Consider the following 24,505-nt stretch of genomic DNA (forward strand, 5'->3'; position numbering starts at 1 on the left):
GCAGTAACTACCCGTGCTGATCCCGTACGGCTAGCGTGAGTGCGCCGCGACGCCACACCAGGGGCACCGGGCCCCGCAGGGACTTGCGCGCGGCGGAGGATCTTCCCCGTGACCACAGCATCCGTGCTGATGGCCGACGTATTCGAAGTCCAGCCCTTCACCTCTCACTGCGAGATCATCCTCGATGAGGGTGCGCACGCCGTGATCGGTGTGTCCCCGGGCAACAGTTACTTCTCGGCCCGGCGCCTGCACGATCTCGCCGGCTGGGGACTGGACCGCTTCGAGAAGGTCGACTTCGTCTACACCGACCTGTACGTGGCCGAGATGTACGAGGCCTCCGGCTATCCACCCGACGAGGCCCGCCGCAAGGCGGTGAAGAACCTGCGCGGCGTACGCGCCAAGGTGCGCGAGGCGGTGTCGGCGGCCGACCCCGAGGGGCTGCGACTGGACTGGCATGCGATGTCGGAGTTCCGCACCAACCCCGCCTACCAGGAGATCCACCGGCAGCTGACGGCGCGACTGGCCTCCGACGGAGCCTTCCGGGCCGTCTGCGACGCCCTGGTGAATCGTTTCCTCGCCGCGCGTGGCGAGGAGCCGACCGAACGCCTGCGGGCCGTGTGCCTGGAGTACGTGTGCGCGGAGGCGCCGCTGTTCCTGGACACCCCGGCCATCCTCGACGTGCCCTCCTCGCTCAACTGCTACCACCAGCTGCTGCCGATGGCCGAGCTCCTGTACTCCCGCGGGGCCGGCCTGCGCGCCTCCCGCAACCAGGGCCACGCCGTCGTCACCCCCGCCGTCCTGGAAGGAGCCGCGGCATGACCGCCGCCCCCGGCGTCCGCGCCGACCACCCGCCCCTGCTCGACTTCCCCTTCTCCTGGGACGGCACCCGTGTGCCCGCCGAGGTGGAGGAGCTGCGCGCCACCGCCCCCGTACGGCGGGTGCGGACCATCGCCGGCGACGAGGCCTGGCTCGTGTCGTCGTACGAGCTGTGCCACCAGGTCCTCAAGGACGACCGCTTCTCCCTCAAGGACACCTCCGCGCCCGGGGTGCCGCGGCAGTACGCGCTCACCATCCCGCCCGAGGTCGTGAACAACATGGGCAACATCACCGGGGCCGGGCTGCGGCGCGCGGTGATGAAGGCGCTCAACCCGAAGGCGCCCGGCCTGGTGGAGTGGCTGCGCGGCGAGGCGCACCGACTGGTCGACACCCTGGTCGCCGCCGGGCCGACGGCCGATCTGCGCGCGGGGTTCTGCGAGCCGTACTCGGCGGGGATGCACTGCCTCCTCCTCGGCATCCCGCAGGGCGAGGCCCCGGCCTTCCTGCGCAGCCTCGACATCGCCTTCATGAACTCCGCGTGCCCGGTCACCGGCGCCCGGATCAACTGGGACCGGGACATCGCCCGGATGACGGCCCTGCTCGACGACCCGTCCACACATGGTCTGATGGGCGAACTGGCCGCCCTGCGCCACGACCCCGACTACGCGCACCTGTCCGACGAGATGCTGGCCACCGTCGGCGTCACCCTGTTCGGCGCCGGTGTCGTCTCCACCTCGGGCTTCCTCGCCATGGCCCTGGTGTACCTGCTCACCCACCCCATCGCCCGGGACCTCCTGCGGGACCGCCCCGACCTGATCGGCCCGGGCGTGGAGGAGCTGCTGCGCGTCAACCTCTCCATCGGCGACGCGCTGCCCCGCCTCGCCGTGGAGGACACGAGGCTCGGGGACGTCGAGGTGAAGCGGGGCGAACTCGTCCTGGTCCTCGTCGAGGGCGCCAACCTCGACCCGGCGAAGTTCCCCGACCCGCACCGCTTCGACCTGCACCGTGACAACACCGCCGACCACCTCGCCTTCGGCGGCGGAGCCCACTACTGTCCCGCGACCGGGCTCGGCCGCACCCACGCCCGCATCGCCCTGGAGGTCCTCCTCGAGCGGCTGCCCGACCTCGCGCTCGCCGTGCCGTCCGGACAGCTCGTCTGGCGCACCGGCTTCATGAAGCGCATCCCCGAGCGGCTGCCGGTGACCTGGTAACCCGCGAGGCCCTGCCTCCCTACGGCGTCCCCGGCCCGGCACCCCGGGCGGGGCCGCCGACGGCGCAGCCGGCCGTCAGCGCCGGGCGGCGTCCGACCTCCGGGTCAGGCCCACGGGGTTGCCGGCCGGCAGCAGTCCCGCGCCCTCGACCGCACGGGCCAGGGGCTCCAGCAGAGCGGCGAGGCGTGCGGTGCGGTCGGCCCCGAGCCCGGTCCACGGGCCTTCGGCCGCCGCGTCGGTCAGCGCCTCCACCTCCGCGCGCAGGGCGGCCCCGGCCGCGGTGAGCGTGCCGTCCGCCGCGAGCCGACCCCGGTCCCGCTGCCGTGCCTCGGCAGCCGCCCAGTCGGCCTGCTCCCACTTCCGCGTCTCGCGCAGGAACGGCCCGTCGGACTCGCCGGCCGCCGCCTTGAGCACCATGGCGTCGACAGGGCCGAGCCCCCGGCTCACCAGTGCCGCGACATGCCCGTCCCCCCGGTGCTCGCGCAGGGTGGTGACGGCCTGCCACAGCCGGGCGGTGACCCGGTCCGGGCGTTCCAGCGCCTGATTGGCCGCGGCCAGCACCCTGCCGGCGGTGTCCGCTCCGGCCGCGGCCTCCCACGCCAGGTCCGCCGCCTCGGCGAACTCCGGAGAGCCGACGGCCGCCGGCCCGAACAGGCCGGTCATCGCCGCGTCCATGGCCTCCCACCGGGCCGCCAGCACGTCCGCCGGAGCCGCGTACCCCCAGGCGTCCGGCAGCGCCCGTGCCACGCGGGCGGGGTGGAAGACGTAGAAGCAGCTGGTCACCACGGACGGGGGAGTCGTGCCGAGCGGCGCGGCGCGCAGGGCGAAGTAGCCCATCCAGTACCCGCGCATCCCGAGCGCGTCCGCCGCCCGGCGTGCCTCCGGTGCGAAGTACACGAGATCGTGCACCGGCTCGTAGCGCTCCCACAGGGCCCGCGCCCCCGCGTCCGCCACCGCTTCCTCCCACCGCGTCGTCGCCCTGCCGTGCTGTCGGCACCAGCCTGCGTTATGACGACCGTCATAACAAGGGGGTGCGCCCACCGGCGGCCAATTGCGTTGCCGGACCGACGGTTTGGCCGTAGGACCGCCCCGGACCCGGCCCGGCCCGCCCCCCCGCGGGAAGGAGGGGCGGTGGCGGGCTCCGCGGCGCTCGGGCCCGCCGGGCGGTGGGCCGGCAGGCGCGCCGGACGATTGGCCCGGACGGGGGCCCCGGGGGGCCGGCCGCTGGGTCAGACGGGTGGTGCGGTGCCCCCGGCTGGGCGGCTCGGATGGTGCGAGTGGATGGCCTCGCTGACGGTGGTTCATGTCGAGGCCGGGTCCATCCAGCTGATGAGGTATCCGCTGGCCCGGTCACGTCGGAAGGACATCACTATGCGCTCTGCCCGCATGCTCCTGGCCACGGCGGCCGCTTCGGCCGCCCTGGCCCTGGCCACCCCTGGCGCCGCGTTCGCCTCCCACGGCGGGGGCGAAGGAGGCCATGACGACTCCTCGTACAGCAAGGAGCAAGGCTCCGACGGTGACCACGACAAGGGCTCCGGCGAGGACCACGACAAGGACTACAGCAAGGAGGACGGCGGCGGCCGCGATCACGACAAGCCGCGCGGCGGAATGCACACGGGTGGCGGAGCGCTCGCCACGGTGCTGACGAGCGACGACTGGGGCTCGGGCGGCGACGACAGCCGCTTCGACCCTGACAGCTACCGCGACAAGGGTGACAAGGGCGATAAGGAAGAGAAGGGTGACAAGGGAGATAAGGGCGGCAAGGGTGACAAGGGCGACCGGGACGAGGACAGCGGTCGCGACAAGGACGACTGGGGCGGCGGCGGTGGCGGCGGTGGCGACCACGACAAGCCGCGTGGTGGCATGCACACCGGTGGTGGCGCGCTCGCCACGCCCGGTGTCACCACGGGAGGACTGGCCGTGCTGGCCGTAGGGGCCACCGGCATGTACGCGCTGCGTCGCAAGAAGGCCGCTCAGCCGGCGTCCTGACGGGGCGGCAGCCCAGGGGCTGCGGACGCCGCCGGCGCGACACCGTGCCGGCGGCCCGCGCCGCCTGAGACCCCCTCCGCGCCGCCCGCGGCGTACCGTCCTCCCCGCCCCGATCCCCGCGCTGCCGTGCCCGAGTGAGGTGGTTTCCGATGGCAGCAGACCCGTCCTCCCCGAACCCCGCCGAACCGGCACCCGACGAGCCGGACGCCGGCCGCGGTGGGCGGCTGGCCCTCTGGGGCGTGGTGATCGCCGTGCTCGCCGTGAGCGTGTTCGGCGGCCACCGCTCCTCCGGCGACACGCCCGAACCACCCCGGGCCCAGGGCTCCAAGGCCGCCGTCCAGGACGACCCGCGCCAGGCGGACAAGGCCCTGTCCCACTCCGCCCCCACCCGGCTGCTGATCCCCAAGATCGCGGTGGACGCTCCGTTCACGACCCTGTCGATCGGCCCCACCGGCCAGCTCGAACCCCCGCCCGCGGGCGACACCAACCTCGTGGGCTGGTACGCCAAGGGCGCCTCACCCGGCGAGCAGGGCACCGCGATCATCGCCGGACACGTCGACACGACGACGTCCGCGGCCGTCTTCGCCAATCTCGACGAGCTGGAGGAGGGTGACACGTTCACGGTGGACCGCGCCGACGGACGGACGGCGGAGTTCGTGGTGGACGACGCCGAGAACTTCCCGAAGGACGACTTCCCCAGCAAGCGGGTCTACGCCGACACCTCGCGCCCCGAGGTCCGGCTGATCACCTGCTCCGGGGACTACGACCACTCCGTGCGGGACTACACCGAGAACCTGGTCGTCTTCGCCCACCTGGTGTGAGCCGGCCGGCACGGCCGCGGCTCAGGCGGCCCGTTCGGCGAAGGGGCCGCCCGCCGCGAAGGCCCGGTCCGCGAACCGCTCGCCGATGCGGCGGTGGGCCGCCGCGTCCGGGTGGAGGCCGTCGGGCAGCGGCAGCTCGGCGAAGTCGGCCTCGCCGTACAGCTCACGGCCGTCGAGGTGGTGCAGCCGCGGGTCGTCGGCCGCGCGCTCGCGGACGATACGGGACAGCTCCTCCCGGATCACGCCCAGGGTGAGCTTTCCGGCGGCCCTCTCCGCCGGGTCGCCCGCCGCCCGGAACCGCAGCCGCCCCTCGCTCAGGGCGGACAGGTCGGGGAGGGTCGGGCCCGGGGTGTCCTCGTGGATGGGGCACAGGATCGGTGAGACGACGAGCAGCGGAGTTGCGGGGTGCCCTTCCCTGACGGTGTCGAGGAAGCCGTGCACGGCGGGGCCGAAGGCCCGCAGCCGCATCAGGTCGGTGTTCACCACGTTGATGCCGATCTTGACGCTGATCAGGTCGGCGGGGGTGTCGCGCAGCGCGCGGGCCGCGAACGGATCGAGCAGGGCGCTGCCGCCCAGCCCCAGGTTGATCAGTTCCACGCCGCCGAGGGACGCGGCGAGCGCCGGCCAGGTGGTGGTGGGACTCGCCGCGTCGGAGCCGTGGCTGATCGAGCTGCCGTGATGCAGCCACACCTTCCGGCCGCGGTCGGGTACGGGCTCCACGGGCGCGTCGGTGCGCAGTGCGACCAGTTCGGTCGTCTCGTTGTGCGGCAGCCAGATCTCGACGTCCTTGACGGCGTCGGACAGCCCGGCGAAGCGCACGGTGGCGACCGGGCCGGGGCGGTGCTCGGCCCTGCCGGTGCTCATGTCGATCGTGAGCGTGTTCCCACCGGTGACCGTGGCACTGCCGGTCGCGCGTCCGTCCACGAGCAGGTCGTAGACGCCGTCCGGGCGGGCCGGCGCGCCCGCGTACACCCGCTTGGTCGGCAGGGTGTCCAGCTCGACGGCGGTGGCGCGGGTCCGGAAGGCGAGCCGGACGCCGGAGGGCTGAGACTCCGCCAGGGCCAGCTGCGGATCGGCGCACTGGGCGCGGGCCCGGGCGGGCAGCCGGTGCGGCAGCAGTCCGTGTGCGGTGCGCTCCAGGTCGAGGGCGCCGCGGACGAGCTCGGGGGTGAGGGGAGTGGTGTACATGGTGTGTGCCTGTGTCCGGTGGGTCAGGGTGTGGTGGCGCCGGGCCAGTTGCGCAGCAGGGCGTCGAGGGCGTCGAGGATCCGGGTCCACGACTCCTGCGAATCGGGGGCGCTGTGGCTGAATCCGCCGGCGCTCTCCAGGCTGACGTAGCCGTGGAAGACGCTGCCGAGCAGCCGGACCGCATGGGTCTGGTCCGGCTCGGACAGGTCGTAGCCCCGCAGGATCGCCCGGGTCATCTGCGCGTGCCGGCCGCCGGCGCTCGTGGCCGCCGCCTCCGCGTCCAGCGGGTGGCGGGCCGCCGCGTAGCGGCCGGGGTGTTCGCGGGCGTAGTCGCGGTAGACGTCGGCGAAGGCGGTGAGGGCGTCCTTGCCGGCCCGGCCCGCGAGCGCGTCGGCGGCGCGGTCCGCCAGCTCCGCCAGCGCGAGCAGGGCGATCCGCGTCTTGAGGTCCTGGGAGTTCCGCAGGTGCGAGTACAGGCTGGCCACCTTGACGTCGAAGCGCCGGGCCAGGGCGGAGACGGTCACCTGGTCGAATCCGACCTCGTCCGCCAGCTCGGCGCCCGCACGGACGAGGCGGTCGGTGGTCAGGCCTACGCGGACCATAAGAGATCTCCCCTCTGACGTAAGGGATTATGCAGCTTCCTAAAGTCTTTAGGCAAATGTTGGCTGACCTGCGACTTGATCCGCTCGGGGCACAATGGAACGCTTCCCTCGCCGGCCGTGACCCCGGCCGGAGAAGGCAGTGGGCACCGGTGCGGGGCGGAAACGGGGAGTGGACGGATGGAGCTGGAGCTTCGGCATCTGCGGGTGCTGTGCGCGATCGCCGACGCGGGCAGTGTGGGCCGCGCCGCCGCACAGCTCGGTTACTCGCAGCCCGCCGTCAGCACCCAGCTGCGCCGCATCGAGCGCCATCTGGGCGAGCCGCTCTTCGAACGCGGCACGAGCGGCGTGCGCCCGACCCGCTACGGCGCCGAGGTGGTGGCCCAGGCCCGTGACGTGCTGGCCCGGGCCGACGCCATCGGTCACCGCCCGGCCGCCGAGCGGCCCCGCAGCACCCTGCGCGTGGCGGCGACCAACTCGCCGATGCTCTCCGGCACCCTGTCCCGCGTCCGTGCCCGGCTGCCGGAACTGTCCCTGTCGGTCCACAGTGTCTACGCCTCCTCCCGCATCGTGGAACTCCTGGAGGAGGGCGCCGCGGACATCGCCATCGCCGCCGACTATCCGGGCATGGAGCTGCGGCATTCGGGCGGGGTCCGGCACCGGGGGATCGTCACCGAGCCGACGTTCGTCGCGCTGCCGTCCCGGCACCGGCTCCGGCAGAGCGCCCAGGTGCAGCTCGCCGACCTGGCGGCCGACGAATGGTTCGTGACCCCGGACGACGGCGCCGGCTGGCCCGGGGTGTTCTACGACGCCTGCGCCGCCGCCGGATTCACCCCGGTGACCGTGCACGAGTTCCTCGGCGACCAGACCCAGCTGCAGAGCATGATCGCCGACGGGCTCGGGGTGTCGCTGGTGCAGCCGACGCTGCGGCCCATCCCGCACGTCGTCGTGAAGCCGCTGGCCGGCTCCCCGTTGTGGTGCCGCTATGTGCTGGTCTGGCGGCCCGGCAGGGTCACCGAAGACGTGGTGGAGACGGTGTTCCAGTCCGCCACGGCCGCCTACCGCGATCTGGTGGCGCAGGCGCCTCATCTGCGGACGTGGGCCTCGCGGATCTGGAGCGTGGCCGGGGCGTAGCGGCACGGCGGCGGGCGCCGCGATGTTATGAGCGGTCTGTGTCATGTGCTATGTCACACGCCATTGTTGGGTGGACCGTCCGCTGAGACAGTGCCTCACACGCCTCAACACCCCACAGAGGCGCGCCCCTTCGTGGAGGAACCCCAGATGCGCCATCACTTCGCGCTGCCCGGAAGCGGGCCCGGTCGCACGGTCAGACGCGCGGCCGGGGCCGTCGCCGTCTGCGCCACCGTGGCCGGCCTGCTGTCCGGCCCGGCCGTGGCGGCACCCCAGCCCCCCGCCCGCACGGCCGCCGCACCCGGCAGGAACGCGGTCGCCCAGCCGTCACCGGCCGGTGCGACCACCCCCGCCTCCGAGCGGCCCGGCACCCCGCCCCGGCGCCCGAGCCCGGCCCAACTCCCGCCCCAGGCCTTACCTCTGACGGCACCCCCGGCGAAGGGGCACGGCGTCAAAGCGGCCTCCTGCACCCCGGCCGACTTCGGCAGCCGTACCGGTCCTGCCCTCGTCGCCTTCGTGAAGGCCGCCACGACGGACTGCGTCAACACCCTCTTCGCGGTCACCGGCAGCAGCGGGCACGACGTGTTCCGGCAGGCGCAGATGCTCACCGTGGCGAACGCGTACACGAGCACGGCCGCGCGGTACCGCGGTGACAACTCCGGCAGCCTGGAGCAACTCGTCCTGTTCCTGCGGGCCGGCTACTACGTGCAGTTCAACCATCCCGCAGACGTGGGCCCGTACACCTCCCGGCTCACCGGCGCCGTCAGGGCCGGCCTGGACACCTTCTTCGCCCGGCCCCGCTCCCGTGACGTCAGCGCCGCCAACGGCGACATCCTGGGCGAGACGGTCGTCCTCACCGACAGCGCCGACCAGCAGGGCCGCTACCTGTACGTGTACCGGCGGCTGCTGAACGACTACGACAGCTCCTACGACTCGCTCGACAGCATGGTCAGGGCGGTCAACGACGTCTACACGCCCCTGTGGCGCGGCAACTGGAACCCCGCGTACGTCCAGGCGGTCGAGGCCGACCCGCGGGTCATCGACACCCTGTACGACTTCGCGCTGGCCAACACCGACCAGCTCGGCACGAGTCTGGCCTTCCTGGACTCCAACGCCGGGATGAACGTGGCCCGTTACGTCGAGCACACCGGACTACGGGACCTGGCTGGCCCGTTGGCCAAGGATCTGCTGGACCGGACGGCGATCACCGGTCCCACGGCCGGGCTGTGGGTGGCGGTGGCCACGCAGGCCGCCTACTACGACGCCGCCGACTGCGCCTACTACGACGTCTGCGGCCTCCCCGACAAGCTCGACAAGGCCGTCCTGCCCGTCACCCACCGATGCGACGGCGACGTCAGCGTCCGCGCCCAGGCGCTGACCGCCGCCGACCTCGACGCCGCCTGCGCCAGTGTGCTGCGCCAGGACGCCTACTTCCGCTCGCTCGTGCGGGCCGGCGGTCCCATACCCGGCCAGTACGCCTCCACCCTCCGGCTCGTGGTGTTCGCGAGCCGCGCGGACTACCAGATGTACGCCGGCGCGATGTACGGCATCAGCACCGACAACGGCGGCATGACGCTGGGCGGCGACCCGTCGGACCCGGCCAACCGGCCCATGTCGATCATGTACCAGAAGGACTACGACGACGGCTTCCCGGCGCGCGTCTGGAACCTCAACCACGAGTACACGCACTTCCTCGACGGCCGCGACGACATGAAGGGCGACTTCGGCCGGCAGATATCGGTGCCGGACGTGTGGTGGATCGAGGGCCTCGCCGAGTACGTCTCCTACGGCTACCGCGGCATCGCCGACGACCAGGCCGTCCAGGAGGCCGGCCGGCACACGTACCGGCTGAGCACCCTGTTCGAGAACACGTACGACAACAGCGACACCACCCGCGTCTATCCGTGGGGCTACCTCGCCGTGCGCTACATGCTGGAGCGGCATCCCGACGACGTCCAGCGCATGCTCGCCCGCTTCCGCGTCGGTGACTACGCCGGCGGATACGCCGTCTACCACGACGGCATCGGCACCCGCTACGACGCCGACTTCGACCAGTGGCTCACGGCGTGCGCCGCGGGCGCCTGTGCCAGGCCGGCCGCGGCCTGACCCACGCGCGCGCAACGGAACGGCCGCCGACCGGAACCCCGGTCGGCGGCCGTACGTGTACGCGGAGCGGGCGGATCAGACCGCCGTCGCCGGGTACGTCGGGTACTCCACGCCGGAGACGTGCTGGACGACCCGGACGACCTGGCACGAGTAGCCGAACTCGTTGTCGTACCAGAGGTAGAGGATCGCGTTGTCGCCGTCGACCTTGAGGGCGCCGGCGTCCACGATCGAGGCGTGGCGCGAGCCGATGAAGTCGCTGGAGACCGCGTCGGGCGCCGTGATGAAGTCGATCTGGCGCTTGAGCGGGGAGGTCAGCGACACCTCGCGCAGGTAGTCGTGGACCTCCTCACGGGTCGCCTCGCGGGCCAGCTGCAGGTTGAGGATCGCGATCGAGACGTCCGGCACCGGGACACGGATCGAGCTGCCGCTGATCTTCGCCTTCAGGTCCGGCAGGGCCTTGGCGACGGCCGACGCGGCACCGGTCTCGGTGATCACCATGTTGAGCGGCGCGGAACGGCCCCGGCGCTCGGACTTGTGGTAGTTGTCCAGCAGGTTCTGGTCGTTGGTGAACGAGTGGACGGTCTCCACGTGTCCGCGCAGCACGCCGTACTCGTCGTCCATGGCCTTCAGCGGCGGGACGATCGCGTTGGTGGTGCAGGAGGCGCAGGACAGGATCTGCTCGTCCGGCTTGATGGTGTCGTGGTTGACGCCGTGCACGATGTTCGGGACGTCGCCCTTGCCCGGCGCGGTCAGCACGACCTTCTCGATACCGGGACGCAGGTGGTTCGACAGGCCCTCGCGGTCGCGCCACTTGCCGGTGTTGTCGATGAGGATGGCGTCGCGGATGCCGTACTCGGTGTAGTCCACGTGCGACGGGTCGTCGGCGTAGATCACCTTGATCTCGTTGCCGTTGGCGACGATCGTGCTGCTGTCCTCGTCCACGGTGATCGTGCCCTGGAACTGGCCGTGGATGGAGTCGCGGCGCAGCAGCGAGGCACGCTTGACGATGTCCCGGGCACCGCCCCCGCGCACGACGATGGCGCGCAGCCGCAGACCGTTGCCGGAGCCGGCCTTCTCGATCAGGAGGCGGGCGACGAGCCGGCCGATGCGGCCGAAGCCGTACAGGACGACGTCCCGCGGCTCGCGGCGCTCGATCTTGTTGGCGCCGGTGGCGCCGGCGACGGCCTCGGCGGTGAACTCCGCCACGCTCAGACCGCGGTCGTCGGCCTGGTGCAGGGTGGCCAGCATGCCGAGGTCGATCTGGGAGGGACCGAGGTCGAGGGCCGTCAGGGCCTCCAGGTACGGCATGGTCTCGGTGACCGAGAGCTCCGCGCCCGCGATCTGCCGGGCGAAGCGGTGCGTCTTGAGGATGCTGACCACCGACTTGTTCACCAAGGAGCGGCTGTGCAGCAGGACGGTCACGTCCTGCTCGCGGTGCAGCTTCCCGATGAGCGGGATCATCGACTCCGCGATCTCCTCGCGGATCTTCCAGTTGGTGAACGAGTCGTCGTTGACAGTCACAGGTCCATCTTTCGAGCTAGGCAGCGCTCATATGCTAACCGCACCCTGTTTCGATCATTCCGGGGGCCCGTCACCGGACCCCGTCACGAGGGCCGGCACGGCGGTGGCGCGAGCGAGGATCCGCCCCGAATCCCGAGCCCGTTCCTGAATCAGGGTGGAACTCGGCGAGAAAGCCGGGTCGCGATTGCACCCGCTCACGGGCGTGCCCAAGGTCGACCGCGTGAGCACCTCCTCCGTACCCCGGCCCGAGCCCGCCGCACCGTCCGGTCCCGCCCGCCGCCCGACCCTGCCGAGGATGGCCCGGCGCGGGGTTCCCGAGGGGGCGCTCCCGGCCCTCGCCCTGTTCGCGGCCGTCCGGCTCGCCGGGGTCCTCCTGGTGATCCTCACGAACGACCTCAGGGGCCACCCGCTCGTCCGCAACCTCGCGCACTCCTGGGACTCCCGCTGGTACCTGCACATCGCCGCCCACGGCTACGGCCGGCTCATCTGGATCACCCCCGAGGGCGCCGTCCAGAGCGACTGGGCGTTCTTCCCCCTGTACCCGGCGCTCATCCGCGCGGTGACCGTCGTCCTGCCGCTGACGCCGGCCCAGGGGGCGATGCTCGTCGGCTGGGTCGCGGCGGGCGTCGCCGCCCACGGCGTCTTCAGCGTCGGGCACCACCTGTACGGCCGTGGTGTCGCCACCGCGCTGGTCGCCCTGTGGGCCGCCCTGCCCCATGCCGTCGAGCTGACCATCGCCTACACCGAGTCGCTGTTCGCCGCGCTCGCCGCCTGGTCCCTGTGCTGCGTGCTCAAGTCCCGCTGGCTGTGGGCGGGCGCCCTCGCGGCGCTGGCGGGCCTCTCCCGGCCCAGCGGATTCGCCGTGGCCGTCGCCGTCGCCCTCGCCGCCGTCCACGAGGCGCTGCGCCGGCGCGGCCGGGTCCCGGCGAGCCTGTGGGCCGGAGCGGCACTGGCCCCGATGGGCTGGCTCGGCTACGTGCTGTGGGTCGGGGACCGCGCGGGCGATCTGCTCGGCGGCTATCTGAAGGTCCAGAGCGCCTGGGACTCCCGCTTCGACCTCGGCGCCGGCTCGCTGAGCTTCCTGCGGGCCCTGCTGCTGCACGGCGGGCATGTCGTCTACCCGGTGGCTCTCCTGATCGTCGCCGCCGCGGTCCTGCTGTTCGGGCTGCTGTGCCTGGACCGCGCCCCGCTGTGCCTGGTGGTCTTCGCGGGGGTGCTCATCCTGCTGGTGGCCGGCGGCGCGGGCTCCTTCTCGTCCAAACCCCGCTTCCTGCTGCCGGCCTTCCCCCTGCTCATCCCGATGGCGCGGGCCCTCGCCCGGACCTGGCGGCTGCGCCGGGCCTCGGCGGTGCTCGTCTACGGCGCCCTCGCCGCCGTGTCCCTGCTGTACGGCGCCTATGTGGTGGCGGTCGCCCACTCCCCGCTGTGAGGCGGTGAGGCGGTGGGCCCGTGAGGCGCTCGCTGTCCGTCCGCCCTCGCGCACCCGGACCGGCCGCCCGCGCCCACGGTGCGAAGTCGGCGAATCGGGGTAGGCGAGGGGCCCGAGGAAAGGATCGTCATGACGACCTACGTGATCAGCGTCCCCGGCACCTTCACCACGGGGATCGCGGACGACACCCGGAGCCGGCTCGCCCGGGCGCTCCGGCCCGCGGACCCCCACGGCACCCGCATGGGCAGCGCCGAGGACCTGGACGTGCTCAGCGTCAACGAGGACAACACCTTCACCCTCCGCCTGACCGTGGACGCGGACACCGGCCCGCATGCCGAGCAGGAGGCCCGCCGGGTCGCGGACTCCGCCCTGCGCGACGCCGGCCTGGACGAGGGAAGCGCACCTCTGGGACCCGCCGTGATCACCGGAATCGACTCCGAGATCCGCTGACCCCGGGCCGCACCGGGGGGCGCACCTGCGGCGAGATCATCCCTCATGGGTAAAATCTAGGCATTTGCCGAACATGCCGGCGGCCGACCGGCACGGCCACCGCCCTGCCGGAAGTGATCGATGCCCCGCAAGCGCTCCCCGGACGACGGCGACGAGCTGCTGGTCAGGCTCGGCTCGCTCACCGCCCAGGCGCGCCGGCGCGCGGAGCTGCAACGCACCCAGGTCGAACTGGCCATCGCCCTCCAGCGGGGCATGCTCCCCAGGGACCTGCCCAGCGCCTCGGGCGTGCACCTCGCCGTGCGGTACGCACCCGCCAACCTCGGGCTCAACGTCGGCGGCGACTGGTACGACGCCTTCGCCATGCCCGACGGCCGGATCGGGCTCTCCATCGGCGACGTCCAGGGACACAACATCGAGGCCGCCGCCTTCATGGGCCAGGTCAGGGCGGGACTGCGCGCCCTCGCCTCCGTTGCGGGCGAGCCCGGTGAACTCCTGACCCGCACCAACGACCTGCTGCTCTCCCTCGGCAGCGATCTCTTCGCCACCTGCACCTTCATGCGGCTCGACCCGGCCAACGGCGTGCTGGAGAGCGCCCGGGCCGGCCACATCCCCTTCGTCCGGGCCACGGCGGACGGCAGGTCCGGCATCGTCGAGGACGAGGGCGGCCCGCCGCTCGGCGTCCAGCACGGCGCTCGGTACCCGGTGACCCGGCACCGGGTGACCGGCGGCGGGGTGTTCGTCCTGGTCACCGACGGAGTGGTGGAGGGGCCGTCGCTGCACATCGAGGACGGCCTCGACCAGGTGATGCGCCTCGCGGGCATCGCGGCCGTCGCCGGCCTGGAGGCCCACGCGCTGGCCGGCGCGGTCATCAAGGGCGCCGAGAGCGTCGGACACGAGGACGACGCCGCCGTGCTCGTCGTGAGCCTGGACGCGCCGGGCGGCCCGTGAGCCGGTCCGGACGGCGCCGCGCGACCGGGCCGCCGTCCGGCCGTCGGCCGCACCGCGCCGCCTCTCGCCTCGCCGACCCGGGGCCACCGGTGTGAGATGGCTGCTGTGGTGGGTTACGAGGAACCGCGCCGGCCGGGCGGCCACGCCGTCCAGATTCTGGCCGTCGCGGTCTGCTACTTCGCGGCGGGCCGGCTCGGCCTGCTGCGCGAGCTGTCCGTCGAGGGCGCCGTCGTCACCCCCATCTATCCGCCGACCGGCGTCGCCGTCGCCGCCCTGCTGGTCTTCGGCCTGGGCTGCTGGCCCGGCATCATGCTCGGCGCCTTCTTCGTCGTCCTGTCCCTCACCACCCCCAGCCCGGAAGTGCTCGGCGTCCTCGTCGGCAACACCGCCGCGCCGCTGTGCGCCGCGCTGCTGCTGCGCCGGGCACGCTTCCGCAGCGACCTGAGCAGGCTGCGCGACGGCCTCTCACTGGTGTTCCTGGCCGCCCTGGCCGCCATGATGATCAGCGCCACCCTCGGTGTCGGACTGCTGGTCCTGTCGAACAGACTGGCCGGCCACAGCTTCTGGCTCGTCTGGCTGGCCTGGTGGGTGGGCGACGCGATGGGCGTCCTGATCGTCACCCCGCTGCTGCTGATGCTGTACCGGGTCCGCTGGCCGCCGCCGATCGGCCGCTGGAAGGAAGCCACCGCGCTGGCCGTCGCCGCCTGCGCGCTCGTACCGCTGGCCACCTACAGCTCCATGAGCCTGCTCTTCATCGTCTACCCGCTGCTCATCTGGGCGGCCCTGCGCTTCCAGTTCCTGGGCAGCGTCCTGTGCGCGCTGCTGACGTCCGTCGTGGCCACCGTGGCCGCGACCAACGGTGTCGGGGTCTTCGCGAAGCTGACCCGCGTCGAGGTCATGGTGCAGTTGCAGGCCTTCAACGGCGCGATGGCCCTGACCGCGCTGCTCCTGTCCGCCGTGATCACCGAGCAGCGCACCACCCGGCGCTCGGTGGAGAAGGCCTGCCAGGAACTGGTCGAGGTGCTGGAGCACCTCAACGCGGGCCAGGCCCCACCACCCCGGCAGCCGCCGGGCGAGGACGACACCGACGACCGGCCCTCGCCCACCGGAACCTCCTGAGCGCTCCCGAGCCGGTCCGCCGGCCTCGCCCGCTCACGCGTCCGGGCGGCCCACCGGCCGGTCGTCGTCTCCCGGCTCCACGGCCGCCTCGCCGGTGTCCCGGTCCGAGCGGACGGGCGGCTCGGGCGGCACCTCCGGGAGGGGCGGGCGGGCGTGGCCGGCGGCGCCCGGCCGGCCCCCACGGGTCGTGCCGTAACCACCGGGAATCCCCGGCGGCACGTCCGCCACGGCCTGGCCCCCGCCGCTGTGGCGCCTGGTCCGGGGCGGCCCGTCCAGCTGCTCCGGGAGCGGCGGGCAGGACGGCTCGGCCCCGGCACGCCCGGCCGGCTCGTCGTCCGTCGCGTCCGCCCGCCGGCGGCCGCGATCCTGCGTGTTTCCTTCGGGGTCGCTCATGCGACGGCGGGTACCCGGGCGGGCGCCGGGGCCAACGTCCCGTCCCGGCGTGTCGATCGTGCGGCCCGGGGCACTGGGAGACGATGGGCGGAGCCCTGTACAGGCACGGGCCCTACCGGAGGAACAGGGGCGGCATGGAACAGCGGGCGGCACCGCGCACGGCGGGTGCGGCGGACGGACGGGCGGACACGGCCAGAACGGCCGAGGAGGCGGTCACGCACGACCGGAGCGCCGGAGAGACCGTACGGCCGCCCGGCGGCACCGGCGACGTCCGCCGCCGAGTCCCGCGCACCGACCTGCTCCTGCGCGACCCCCGGCTGTCCGAGGCCGTGCGGCGGCTCGGCGCGGGTGTGGTCAAGGCCGCGGTCAGGCAGGCGCAGGACCAGGCCCGGCGGGGCGGCGTCGCACCGGAGCGGGTGGCGGAGACGGCCCTCGCCCTGCTGCCCGCTACGGCCGGCGGACTGCGCCCGGTGCTCAACGCCACCGGCGTGCTGCTGCACACCAACCTCGGCCGCGCCCCGCTGTCGGCGGCCGCCCGGCAGGCCGTCCAGGAGGCCGCCGGGCCCACGGACGTGGAACTCGACCTGACGACCGGTGTGCGGGCGCGCCGCGGGCGCTCCGCGCTCGCCGCGCTGCACGAGCGGGTGCCGTCCGCCGGTGCCGTGCACGTCGTCAACAACGGAGCCGCCGCACTCGTGCTGGCCGCCACCGCACTCGCCGCCGGCCGGGAGATCGTCGTCAGCCGCGGCGAGATGGTGGAGATCGGGGACGGCTTCCGGCTGCCCGACCTGCTCGTGTCCACCGGCGCGCGACTGCGCGAGGTCGGCACGACCAACCGGACGACGGCCGCCGACTACGCCGACGCGATCGGCCCCGACACCGGGTTCGTACTGAAGGTGCACCCGTCCAACTTCCGCATCACCGGCTTCACCCGGGCCGCCGACGTCGCCGAACTCGCCGGTCTCGGTGTCCCCGTCGTCGCCGACATCGGCTCCGGGCTGCTCGCCCCGCACCCCGGCCTGCCCGAGGAACCGGACGCCGACACCCAGCTGCGCGCCGGCGCCGCACTCGTCACCGCGAGCGGCGACAAACTGCTCGGCGGCCCCCAGTGCGGACTCCTGCTCGGAGACGCGGACCTGGTGCGCACCCTCGCCCGGCACCCGCTGGCCCGCGCCCTGCGCGTCGACAAGCTGACCCTGGCCGCGCTGGAGGCCACCCTCACCGGCCCGCCCACCCCGACCGCCCTCGCCCTCACCGCCGACCCGGCACGCCTGGCGGCCCGCGCCGGCCGGCTCGCGAGCACCCTCGCCGCCGACGGGATCGACGTCCTGGCCGTCGGCTCCCGTGCCACCGTCGGCGGGGGAGGCGCCCCCGGTGTCACCCTGCCCAGCGCGGCACTGTCCCTGCCCGAGCCGTACGCCGAGGCGCTGCGCACCGTCCGTGTCCCGGTCGTCGGACGCCTGGAGGCGGGCCGCTGCCTGCTGGACCTCCGGGCGGTGCCGGAGGAGGACGACGAACGCCTCGCCGAGGCCGTCCGGTCGGCCGCCCCGGGGCACGGCGGCCCGTCGGCCCCGGCCGGCGCGGAAGGCAGGTGACCGTGATGCGCGTCCTCGCCACCGCCGGGCACGTCGACCACGGCAAGTCCGCCCTCGTGCGGGCCCTCACCGGCATGGAACCCGACCGGTACGTGGAGGAGCGCCGCCGCGGCCTCACCCTCGACCTGGGCTTCGTGTGGACCCAGGTCGTCCCCGGCGGCGAACACCTCGCCTTCGTGGACGTACCGGGGCACGAGCGGTTCGTCGCGACCATGCTGGCCGGGGTCGGCCCGGTGCCCGCCGTGCTGTTCGTGGTCGCCGCCGACCAGGGCTGGCAGCCCCAGTCGCAGGAGCATCTGGCGATCCTCGACGCGCTCGGTGTGCGCCACGCGGTCCTCGCGGTGACCCGCAGCGACCTCGCCGACCCGGAACCCGTACGCGCCGACGCCGTCGAGCGCCTGGCCGCGACCTCCCTCGGCAAGGTGCCGTCGGTCGCCGTCAGCGCCGTCACCGGTGCGGGGCTGGACGAGCTGCGCCACGAACTGGCGCGGATCGCCGAGGAGCTGCCGCCCGCCGACCCGCGCGCCGACGTCCGCCTGTGGCTCGACCGGGCCTTCACCGTCCGCGGTCACGGCACCGTGGTGACCGGCACGCTCGGCGCGGGCACCCTGCGCGTCGGCGACCGGCTGACCACGGCGGACGGCACGGCCGTGCTGCGGGTGCGCGGGCTGCAGAGCCTGCACGAGGACCTGGAGACCGTCAGCGGGGTGGCCCGCGTGGCCGTCAACGTGCGCGGTCAGGGCGACGGCACCCTGGGCCGCGGCCAGGTGCTGCTCACCCCGGACCGCTGGCTGCACAGCAAGGTGACCGATGTACGGATCACCGGTGAGCCGGCGGCCGACCTGCCCCGGTCCCTCACCCTGCACATCGGCACCGCCGCCGTTCCGGTGACCGTGCGCCCGCTCGGCGAGGACACCGCCCGGCTCACCCTCGGCCGGGGCCTGCCGCTGCGCGTCGGCGACCGCGCCGTGCTGCGCGAACCCGGTGGCAGCCGGACACCGTGCGCCGTCACCGTCCTCGACGTACAGCCGCCCCGGCTGGCCCGGCGCGGTGCCGGCCGCGCCCGTGCGGCCGAACTCGCCGGCATGACCGGCCGTCCCGACGCCACCGCCGAACTGCGGCGCCGAAGACTGATCCGGCGCGCCGACCTCCGGGCGATGGGCGTCCCACCGCCCGGGAACGGGCCACGGACCGGTGCGGACCGGTTCCCCGTCGTCGACGTCGCCGGGGACTGGCTGGCCGACGCGGCGTACTGGAACACCCTGAAGGACCGGCTGGCCACCGAGGCCGGACGGCACGCCCGCGCCCACCCGCTGGAGCCCGGCCTGCCCACCGAGGCGGCCCGCCGGCTGCTCGGCCTGCCCGACCGCGCCCTGGTCGACGCCCTCGCCGGGACGACACCCCGACTCCAGTCCCGTCAGGGCCGCTTGTACCCCGCCGACAGCCCCGGGCCCGCCCTGCCCCCGCCGGTGCGCGCCGCCGTCGACGCCGTACGCCGGGACCTGGCGCGGGCGCCGTTCCGCGCACCCGAGGCCGGCCGCCTCGCCGAACTGGGGCTCGACCGAAGGGCACTGGCCGCCGCCGTGACCGCGGGCAGCCTGCTGCGGATCGCCGAGGGGATCGTGCTGCTGCCCGGCGCGGAGGCGGACGCCGTCGCCGTACTGCGCGCCCTGCCCCAGCCGTTCACGCTCAGCGAGGCCCGGCGCGCGCTCGACACCACCCGCCGGGTGGCCGTACCGCTGCTGGAGTTCCTGGACGCCCGGGGCCGCACGGAGCGCGTCGACGAGCAGCGGCGGCGCTGCCGGGCCGGGACGGGGGACGGAGGCGGACGGGAATCGAACCCGCCTGCCCGAGATCCTCGGGCACCTCGGTTTTGAAGACCGGGAGGGCCACCAGGCACCCACACGCCTCCACCGCTCGTCAGGCTACTGCCCCAGGAGACCGGTATGACACCGACCCGCCAAGCCACCGTACGCCTCACGCAGTTCGCCCACGGCGGCGGTTGCGCCTGCAAGATCCCGCCCGGCGAACTGGAGGACGTGGTGGCCGGGCTCAGCCGGCCGCCGGCCGCCGCCGGCGCCACCCCGCTGCTCGTCGGGCTCGCCACCGGCGACGACGCGGCCGTGGTCGAGCACCAGGGCACGGCCGTCGTCTGCACGGCCGACTTCTTCACCCCGGTCGTCGACGATCCCTACGACTGGGGACGCATCGCCGCCGCCAACGCCCTGTCCGACGTGTACGCCATGGGCGGCCGGCCCGTGCTCGCCGTCAACCTGCTGGCCTGGCCGCGCGACCGGCTCCCGTTCGACCTGGCCCGCGAGGTGCTGCGCGGCGGACTGGACGTCGCCACCGAGGCGGGCTGCCACGTCGGCGGCGGGCACAGCGTCGACGACCCGGAACCCAAGTACGGCATGGCCGTCACCGGCATCGCCGACCCCCGGCGGCTGCTGCGCAACGACACAGGCCGGCCCGGCCTGCCGCTGTCCCTGACCAAACCGCTGGGCCTCGGCGTACTCAACAACCGCCACAAGGCCACCGGTGAACGCTTCGAGCACGCCGTCGCCACCATGGTGGCCCTCAACCGGGAGGCATCCGAGGCGGCACTGGCCGCCGGAGCCGACTGCGCCACGGACATCACCGGGTTCGGCCTCCTCGGCCATCTGCACAAGCTGGCCCGGGCCTCCGGCGTCACCGCCGTGATCGACACCGCGGCCGTGCCCTACCTCGACGGTGCCCGGGAGGCCGTACGCGACGGCTACGTCAGCGGCGGCACCCGGCGCAACCTCGAATGGGTCGCGCCGCACACCGACTTCGGCGCGACCGACGACGACACCCGGCTGCTGCTGGCCGACGCGCAGACCTCCGGCGGCCTCCTCGTCGCCGGGGAGGTTCCCGGAGCGCCGGTCGTGGGGGAGCTGGTGCCGCGCGGAACCCACTCCGTCGTGCTGCGCTGAGACCCGTCCGGCCCTCTCACACCTCGGTCCCGGTGTGCTCGTCGATGCCCGCCCGGGCCCGGTACGCCCGCACCAGCTCCAGCGAGGCCGGACCCCGCGGCCGGCGGCCCGGACGGATGTCCACGGCGAACGCCTTCGCCTCCTGGATGTGGGTGTTCGGGTCCAGGGACAGGTGCAGCAGCTCGTTGGCCGCGTCACCGGTGCTGTAGCCGTTCGGACCCCAGTGGTAGGGCAGGCCCACCTGGTGCAGCCTGCGCCCCTGCACGCTCAGCGGCGCCATCCGGTCGGTGACCAGTACCCGTGCCTCGATCACGCCCCGCGCGCTGACGATCGTCGCCCACCCGGTGTGTGCGAGGTTCCGCTCGTCGGCCAGCTCCGGGGACACCTCGCAGAAGAACTCCGGTTGCAGTTCCGCCAGATAGGGCTGCCAGCGGGACATGCCGCCCGCCGTGTGGTGCTCGGTGAGCCGGTAGGTCGTGGCCACGTACGGGAAGACCTGCGAGCCGGGCTCGTCGCCGCTCGGCTGGTAGCGGTTGTCCGGCGTCGACGGCAGCAACTGCCGTACCGGATTGCGCTGCTGGTCGTACAGCAGGTTCGGGAACGGGGAGTCCTGCGGCTCGTAGTGCGCCGGCAGGGGCCCGTCGGTGAGCCCGGACGGCACGTACAGCCAGGCCTTGCCGTCCGCCTGCATGATGAACGGGTCCGTGCCCGACAGCGCGTCCGGACCGGTGGCGCCCTCCGGCGGCCGGTGGTCCGGGGACTTGTCCTTCTTGAAGTCGGGTACGTCGTGCCCGGACCACTCGCCCTTGTCGGCGTCCCACCACACCAGCGCCTTGCGCGCGCTCCACGGCCGGCCCTGTGGGTCGGCGGAGGCCCGGTTGTACAGGATCCGCCGGTTCGCCGGCCAGGCCCACGCCCACTCGGCCGCCACCCAGTCCTGCTCGCGTCCCGGCTTGCGGCGGGCCGCCTGGTTGACGCCGTCGGCGTGGACACCGCAGTAGATCCAGCAGCCGCAGGCCGTCGAACCGTCCGGCTTCAGCTGCTCGTACGAGGAGAGCGGCCCGCCCTCCGCGTCATGGCCGTTGATCTCCGCGAGCACGGCCTCGGCGTCGGGCTCCGCGAGCGGTCCCCTGGTCGGGTAGTCCCACGTCAGGTCGAGCAGCGGCCGGTCCATCTCGTCGGTGGACCCGGCCAGCTTCTCCCGGAGCCGGCGCCCGAGGTGGTAGTAGAACCACAGGTCGCTGCGTGCCTCGCCCGGCGGCTCGACCGCCTTGTGATGCCACTGGAGCAGCCGCTGGGTGTTGGTGAAGCTGCCGTCCTTCTCGGTGTGCGCGGCGACCGGCAGGAAGAACACCTCGGTGCCGATGTCCTCCGTACGCAGCTCCCCGGTCTCGATCTCCGGGCCGTCCTTCCACCACGTCGCCGACTCGATCAGCGAGAAGTCGCGGACCACCAGCCAGTCCAGGTTCGCCATGCCGAGCCGCATCAGCTTGGAGTTGGCGTTGCCCACCGCGGGGTTCTCGCCCACCAGGAAGTAGCCCTTGCAGACGCCCTCCAGCTGGGCCATCGTCGTCTCGTACGTCGAGTGCGAACCGGTCAGCCGCGGCAGGTAGTCGAAGCAGAAGTCGTTCTCGGCCGTCGCCGCGTCGCCCCAGTACGACTTGAGCAGGCTCACCAGGTACGCGCGCATGTTGCCCCAGTAGCCCTTGTGCGCGGCCTCCGCCTCGATGAAGGCCTCCAGGTCCTGTTGCTGGTGGGCGTGCGGCATCGGGATGTAGCCCGGCAGCAGGTTGAACAGGGTCGGGATGTCCGTGGACCCCTGGATGGAGGCGTGTCCGCGCAGCGCGAGGATGCCGCCGCCGGGGCGGCCGATGTTGCCGAGCAGGGTCTGCAGGATGGTGGCGGTGCGGATGTACTGCACGCCCACCGTGTGCTGGGTCCAGCCGACCGCGTACGCGAAGGCGGTGGTCCGGTCACGCCCGGAGTTCTCCGTGATCAGTTCGCACACCTGGCGGAACCGGTCCTGCGGCACCCCGCAGATCTGCTCGACCATTTCCGGCGTGTACCGGGCGAAGTGCCGCTTGAGCACCTGGAACACGCAGCGCGGGTGGGCCAGCGTCTCGTCCCGCTCGGGCTCGCCCTCGCCGATCACCGCGCCGCCGGAGCCGTGCGCCTCGCCGCGTGCCGCCTCGGTCACCGAACTGCCGGCGTCGGTGCGCTTGTCGTACTCCAGGTCGCGTTCACCGGAGGGCGCCTGCATCTCGGTGCCCTCGTACTGCCAGCTGCTGTTGTCGTACGAGCGGCTCTCGGTGTCCAGACCGGAGAAGACCCCGGCCAGGTCCTCGGTGTCGCGGAAGTCCTCCCGCAGGATCACCGGGGCGTTGGTGTACGCCACGACGTAGTCGCGGAAGTACTTCTCCTCCCGCAGCACGTGGTTGACGATCCCGCCGAGGAAGGCGATGTCCGAACCCGCCCGCAGCGGCACGTGCACATCGGCGAGCGCGCTGGTGCGGGTGAACCGCGGATCGACGTGGATCACCTTCGCGCCCCGCGCCTTGGCCTCCATCACCCACTGGAACCCGACCGGATGGCACTCGGCCATGTTCGAGCCCTCGATGACGATGCAGTCCGCGTTCTGCAGGTCCTGCTGGAAGGTGGTCGCGCCGCCGCGGCCGTACGAGGTTCCCAGACTGGGAACGGTGGAGGAGTGTCAAACACGCGCCTGGTTCTCGATCTGGATCGCTCCCAGGGCGGTGAACAGCTTCTTGATCAGGTAGTTCTCTTCGTTGTCCAGCGTGGCCCCGCCGAGACTGGCGATGCCGAGCGTGCGCCGGGTGCGGGTCCCGTCGACCTCCCACTCCCAGCCCGCCCGGCGGGCGTCGATCACCCGGTCGGCGATCATCTCCATCGCGGTGTCGAGGTCCAGCCGCTCCCACCCGGTGCCGTGCGGGCGCCGGTAGAGGACCTGGTGCTCGCGGGCGTCCCCGGTGGTCAGCTGAAGGCTCGCCGAGCCCTTGGGGCACAGCCGGCCGCGCGAGATCGGCGAGTCCGGGTCGCCCTCGATCTGGGTGACCCGCTCGTCCTGCACGTACACGTTCTGGCCGCAGCCCACCGCGCAGTACGGGCAGACGGACTTCACCACCCGGTCGGCGGTCGCCACCCGGGGCTCCAGCCGCTCGCTGCGCCCGCTCTTGGCGGCGGCCCCCCGGCCCAGCGGGTCCGTGCCCGTCAGCTGGCGGTAGACCGGCCAGGAGTCGATCCAGGTGCGCACGCCCACGGCCGCTCCTCACGCTCCGTACCCGACATTGTCCCGCGGTTCCACCGGCCCGGCGTCACTCGCCGTGCCGAGCCGCGGAGTACCCCCGTCTCCAGGGGTCAAACCGGCGCGGCAGGTGTGAGGCGGCCCGTCCGGGGGGACTCCGCCGCTGCGGCGCGCCGGCGTACGGACCCAGCGGGCGCTCCCGCGGACACCGAACCCGAGTGGAGGTGATCACGTTGCCCGGTGACGGCCGTCCCCATGTGCTCGTTCTCGACGTCAACGAGACGCTCACCGACCTGTCCCCGCTCGCCGCCCGCCTGGCGGAGGCCGGCCTCCCGGACCACCTGCTGCCGGCCTGGTTCGCCGGGGTGCTGCGCGACGGAGTGGCGCTGACCCTGGCCGGCGGCGAGGCGGCCTTCGCCGCCGTGGCCCGCGACGGGCTGCGGACGCTCGCGGCCCGCGCGGGGACGGGCACCGACCCCGAACAGGCCGCCGACCACGTCCTGGCGGGACTTCCCCTGCTGCCCCTGCACCCGGACGTGCCCGACGGTGTACGCGCCCTGCGCACCGCCGGATACCGCCTGGTGACCCTGACCAACGGCTCGGCCGGCACCACCCGTGCGGTCCTGGACCGGGCCGGCCTCACCGACTGCTTCGAGGCACACCTCGACGTCGAGGGCGTGGGCCGCTGGAAGCCCGCGCGGGAGGCCTACGCCCACGCGCTCGACACCGTCGGCGTGCCGCCCGACGAGGCGGTCCTGGTGTCGGTGCACCCCTGGGACATCGACGGCGCCGCCCGGGCGGGTCTCGCCACCGCCTGGCTGCGGCGCACCCCCCAGCCCTACCCGGCGACCCAGCTCCCCGCCGCCCTGGAGGCGACCGGGCTGACGGATCTCGCGCACCGGCTCGACGCCGAGCGGCGGCTCCTGGACCCGGGCGGGGAAGGGGAGGACGCGGACCGCCCGTGAAGGGCCGG

At 73.5% G+C, this 24,505-nt stretch carries 20 protein-coding genes, 1 tRNA gene and 1 pseudogene; 14 read left to right on the plus strand and 8 right to left on the minus strand.

Going from position 1 to position 24,505, the window contains the following annotated elements:
* The first annotated feature begins 108 nt into the window (after positions 1-108).
* Positions 109-819 (plus strand): cyclodityrosine synthase, encoded by a 711-nt coding sequence (locus BLW57_RS35895; RefSeq protein WP_256339669.1) that lies wholly within the window; start codon positions 109-111, stop codon positions 817-819.
* The gene (locus tag BLW57_RS35900) at positions 816-2,027 is read left to right on the plus strand and encodes a cytochrome P450 (protein WP_093479867.1); all 1,212 of its coding nucleotides are present in this window, start codon (positions 816-818) and stop codon (positions 2,025-2,027) included. The genes BLW57_RS35895 and BLW57_RS35900 overlap by 4 nt, the downstream gene beginning before the upstream one ends.
* A gap of 75 nt (positions 2,028-2,102) precedes the next feature.
* Here BLW57_RS35900 and BLW57_RS35905 read toward each other — a convergent pair whose 3' ends face one another.
* The gene (locus BLW57_RS35905; RefSeq protein WP_093479868.1) at positions 2,103-2,981 is read right to left on the minus strand and encodes an SCO6745 family protein; all 879 of its coding nucleotides are present in this window, start codon (positions 2,979-2,981) and stop codon (positions 2,103-2,105) included.
* A gap of 417 nt (positions 2,982-3,398) precedes the next feature.
* Between BLW57_RS35905 and BLW57_RS35910 the strand changes: the two genes are divergently transcribed.
* Entirely contained in the window at positions 3,399-4,016 is a 618-nt protein-coding gene (locus tag BLW57_RS35910) for a hypothetical protein (RefSeq protein WP_093479869.1), read from the plus strand.
* A 149-nt stretch (positions 4,017-4,165) separates the two neighbouring features.
* Positions 4,166-4,837: a class F sortase gene (locus BLW57_RS35915; RefSeq protein WP_093479870.1), complete on the plus strand. Its 672-nt coding sequence runs from the start codon at positions 4,166-4,168 to the stop codon at positions 4,835-4,837.
* A 21-nt stretch (positions 4,838-4,858) separates the two neighbouring features.
* Here BLW57_RS35915 and BLW57_RS35920 read toward each other — a convergent pair whose 3' ends face one another.
* Both BLW57_RS35920 and BLW57_RS35925 read right to left on the minus strand, forming a co-directional pair.
* Positions 4,859-6,025: a GDSL-type esterase/lipase family protein gene (locus BLW57_RS35920; RefSeq protein WP_093479871.1), complete on the minus strand. Its 1,167-nt coding sequence runs from the start codon at positions 6,023-6,025 to the stop codon at positions 4,859-4,861.
* 23 nt (positions 6,026-6,048) lie between these two features.
* Positions 6,049-6,627 carry a TetR/AcrR family transcriptional regulator gene (locus tag BLW57_RS35925; protein ID WP_093479872.1) on the minus strand — a complete coding sequence of 193 codons (579 nt, stop codon included), beginning with the start codon at positions 6,625-6,627 and terminating at the stop codon, positions 6,049-6,051.
* Positions 6,628-6,804: 177 nt separating this feature from the next.
* On the opposite strand from BLW57_RS35925, the gene BLW57_RS35930 reads away from it, so the two are divergent.
* Positions 6,805-7,758 carry a LysR family transcriptional regulator gene (locus BLW57_RS35930; protein ID WP_093479873.1) on the plus strand — a complete coding sequence of 318 codons (954 nt, stop codon included), beginning with the start codon at positions 6,805-6,807 and terminating at the stop codon, positions 7,756-7,758.
* Positions 7,759-7,913: 155 nt separating this feature from the next.
* Here BLW57_RS35930 and BLW57_RS42635 read toward each other — a convergent pair whose 3' ends face one another.
* Positions 7,914-8,285, minus strand: a complete 372-nt coding sequence (locus BLW57_RS42635; protein ID WP_256339670.1) for a hypothetical protein — start codon at positions 8,283-8,285, stop codon at positions 7,914-7,916.
* Between BLW57_RS42635 and BLW57_RS35935 the strand changes: the two genes are divergently transcribed.
* Positions 8,272-9,861, plus strand: a complete 1,590-nt coding sequence (locus BLW57_RS35935) for a collagenase (RefSeq protein ID WP_256339671.1) — start codon at positions 8,272-8,274, stop codon at positions 9,859-9,861. The genes BLW57_RS42635 and BLW57_RS35935 overlap by 14 nt on opposite strands.
* Positions 9,862-9,936: 75 nt before the next feature.
* On the opposite strand, the gene BLW57_RS35940 is transcribed toward BLW57_RS35935, so the two are convergent.
* Positions 9,937-11,382, minus strand: a complete 1,446-nt coding sequence (locus tag BLW57_RS35940; RefSeq protein WP_093479875.1) for a glyceraldehyde-3-phosphate dehydrogenase — start codon at positions 11,380-11,382, stop codon at positions 9,937-9,939.
* 220 nt (positions 11,383-11,602) lie between these two features.
* On the opposite strand from BLW57_RS35940, the gene BLW57_RS35945 reads away from it, so the two are divergent.
* From BLW57_RS35945 to BLW57_RS35960, 4 genes are all read left to right on the plus strand, one after another.
* Positions 11,603-12,811 carry a hypothetical protein gene (locus BLW57_RS35945; protein WP_306822916.1) on the plus strand — a complete coding sequence of 403 codons (1,209 nt, stop codon included), beginning with the start codon at positions 11,603-11,605 and terminating at the stop codon, positions 12,809-12,811.
* A gap of 129 nt (positions 12,812-12,940) precedes the next feature.
* Complete coding sequence (locus BLW57_RS35950) at positions 12,941-13,261, plus strand: hypothetical protein (protein WP_093479876.1); 321 nt, start codon at positions 12,941-12,943, stop codon at positions 13,259-13,261.
* A 120-nt stretch (positions 13,262-13,381) separates the two neighbouring features.
* Positions 13,382-14,209: a PP2C family protein-serine/threonine phosphatase gene (locus BLW57_RS35955; protein WP_093479877.1), complete on the plus strand. Its 828-nt coding sequence runs from the start codon at positions 13,382-13,384 to the stop codon at positions 14,207-14,209.
* A gap of 105 nt (positions 14,210-14,314) precedes the next feature.
* Positions 14,315-15,328 (plus strand): MASE1 domain-containing protein, encoded by a 1,014-nt coding sequence (locus BLW57_RS35960; protein ID WP_093479878.1) that lies wholly within the window; start codon positions 14,315-14,317, stop codon positions 15,326-15,328.
* A gap of 33 nt (positions 15,329-15,361) precedes the next feature.
* On the opposite strand, the gene BLW57_RS35965 is transcribed toward BLW57_RS35960, so the two are convergent.
* Positions 15,362-15,721, minus strand: coding sequence for a hypothetical protein (locus tag BLW57_RS35965; protein ID WP_093479879.1), 360 nt, complete (start codon positions 15,719-15,721; stop codon positions 15,362-15,364).
* A 134-nt stretch (positions 15,722-15,855) separates the two neighbouring features.
* Here BLW57_RS35965 and selA point away from each other — a divergent pair, with 134 nt between their 5' ends.
* Positions 15,856-17,316 carry an L-seryl-tRNA(Sec) selenium transferase gene (selA, locus tag BLW57_RS35970; RefSeq protein ID WP_093479880.1) on the plus strand — a complete coding sequence of 487 codons (1,461 nt, stop codon included), beginning with the start codon at positions 15,856-15,858 and terminating at the stop codon, positions 17,314-17,316.
* Between the two features lie 5 nt (positions 17,317-17,321).
* A pseudogene (locus BLW57_RS35975) lies at positions 17,322-19,100 on the plus strand (SelB C-terminal domain-containing protein); the annotation flags it as partial.
* Between the two features lie 35 nt (positions 19,101-19,135).
* Here BLW57_RS35975 and BLW57_RS41625 read toward each other — a convergent pair.
* Positions 19,136-19,228: transfer RNA gene (locus BLW57_RS41625), tRNA-Sec, on the minus strand.
* A 34-nt stretch (positions 19,229-19,262) separates the two neighbouring features.
* On the opposite strand from BLW57_RS41625, the gene selD reads away from it, so the two are divergent.
* Positions 19,263-20,270 (plus strand): selenide, water dikinase SelD, encoded by a 1,008-nt coding sequence (selD, locus tag BLW57_RS35980; RefSeq protein WP_093479881.1) that lies wholly within the window; start codon positions 19,263-19,265, stop codon positions 20,268-20,270.
* Between the two features lie 16 nt (positions 20,271-20,286).
* Here the strand turns inward: selD and fdh are convergent, their stop codons facing one another.
* Complete coding sequence (fdh, locus tag BLW57_RS35985; RefSeq protein WP_176985854.1) at positions 20,287-23,547, minus strand: formate dehydrogenase; 3,261 nt, start codon at positions 23,545-23,547, stop codon at positions 20,287-20,289.
* A gap of 209 nt (positions 23,548-23,756) precedes the next feature.
* Here fdh and BLW57_RS35995 point away from each other — a divergent pair, with 209 nt between their 5' ends.
* Entirely contained in the window at positions 23,757-24,497 is a 741-nt protein-coding gene (locus tag BLW57_RS35995) for a haloacid dehalogenase type II (RefSeq protein WP_256339672.1), read from the plus strand.
* The last annotated feature ends 8 nt before the right edge of the window (positions 24,498-24,505 follow it).

The sequence above is a fragment of the Streptomyces sp. 1222.5 genome, assembly GCF_900105245.1.
GTDB lineage: Bacteria > Actinomycetota > Actinomycetes > Streptomycetales > Streptomycetaceae > Streptomyces > Streptomyces albidocamelliae.

Excerpts from the sequence above, each read along its gene's own strand:
- BLW57_RS35950 (WP_093479876.1), top strand. The coding sequence starts at position 12,941 with ATGACGACCTACGTGATCAGCGTCCCCGGCACCTTCACCACGGGGATC.
- BLW57_RS35955 (WP_093479877.1), top strand. The coding sequence starts at position 13,382 with ATGCCCCGCAAGCGCTCCCCGGACGACGGCGACGAGCTGCTGGTCAGG.
- BLW57_RS35930 (WP_093479873.1), top strand. The coding sequence starts at position 6,805 with ATGGAGCTGGAGCTTCGGCATCTGCGGGTGCTGTGCGCGATCGCCGAC.
- BLW57_RS35925 (WP_093479872.1), bottom strand. The coding sequence starts at position 6,627 with ATGGTCCGCGTAGGCCTGACCACCGACCGCCTCGTCCGTGCGGGCGCC.
- selD (WP_093479881.1), top strand. The coding sequence starts at position 19,263 with ATGACACCGACCCGCCAAGCCACCGTACGCCTCACGCAGTTCGCCCAC.
- BLW57_RS35910 (WP_093479869.1), top strand. The coding sequence starts at position 3,399 with ATGCGCTCTGCCCGCATGCTCCTGGCCACGGCGGCCGCTTCGGCCGCC.
- selA (WP_093479880.1), top strand. The coding sequence starts at position 15,856 with ATGGAACAGCGGGCGGCACCGCGCACGGCGGGTGCGGCGGACGGACGG.
- BLW57_RS35915 (WP_093479870.1), top strand. The coding sequence starts at position 4,166 with ATGGCAGCAGACCCGTCCTCCCCGAACCCCGCCGAACCGGCACCCGAC.
- BLW57_RS35900 (WP_093479867.1), top strand. The coding sequence starts at position 816 with ATGACCGCCGCCCCCGGCGTCCGCGCCGACCACCCGCCCCTGCTCGAC.
- BLW57_RS35920 (WP_093479871.1), bottom strand. The coding sequence starts at position 6,025 with ATGTACACCACTCCCCTCACCCCCGAGCTCGTCCGCGGCGCCCTCGAC.
- BLW57_RS35965 (WP_093479879.1), bottom strand. The coding sequence starts at position 15,721 with ATGAGCGACCCCGAAGGAAACACGCAGGATCGCGGCCGCCGGCGGGCG.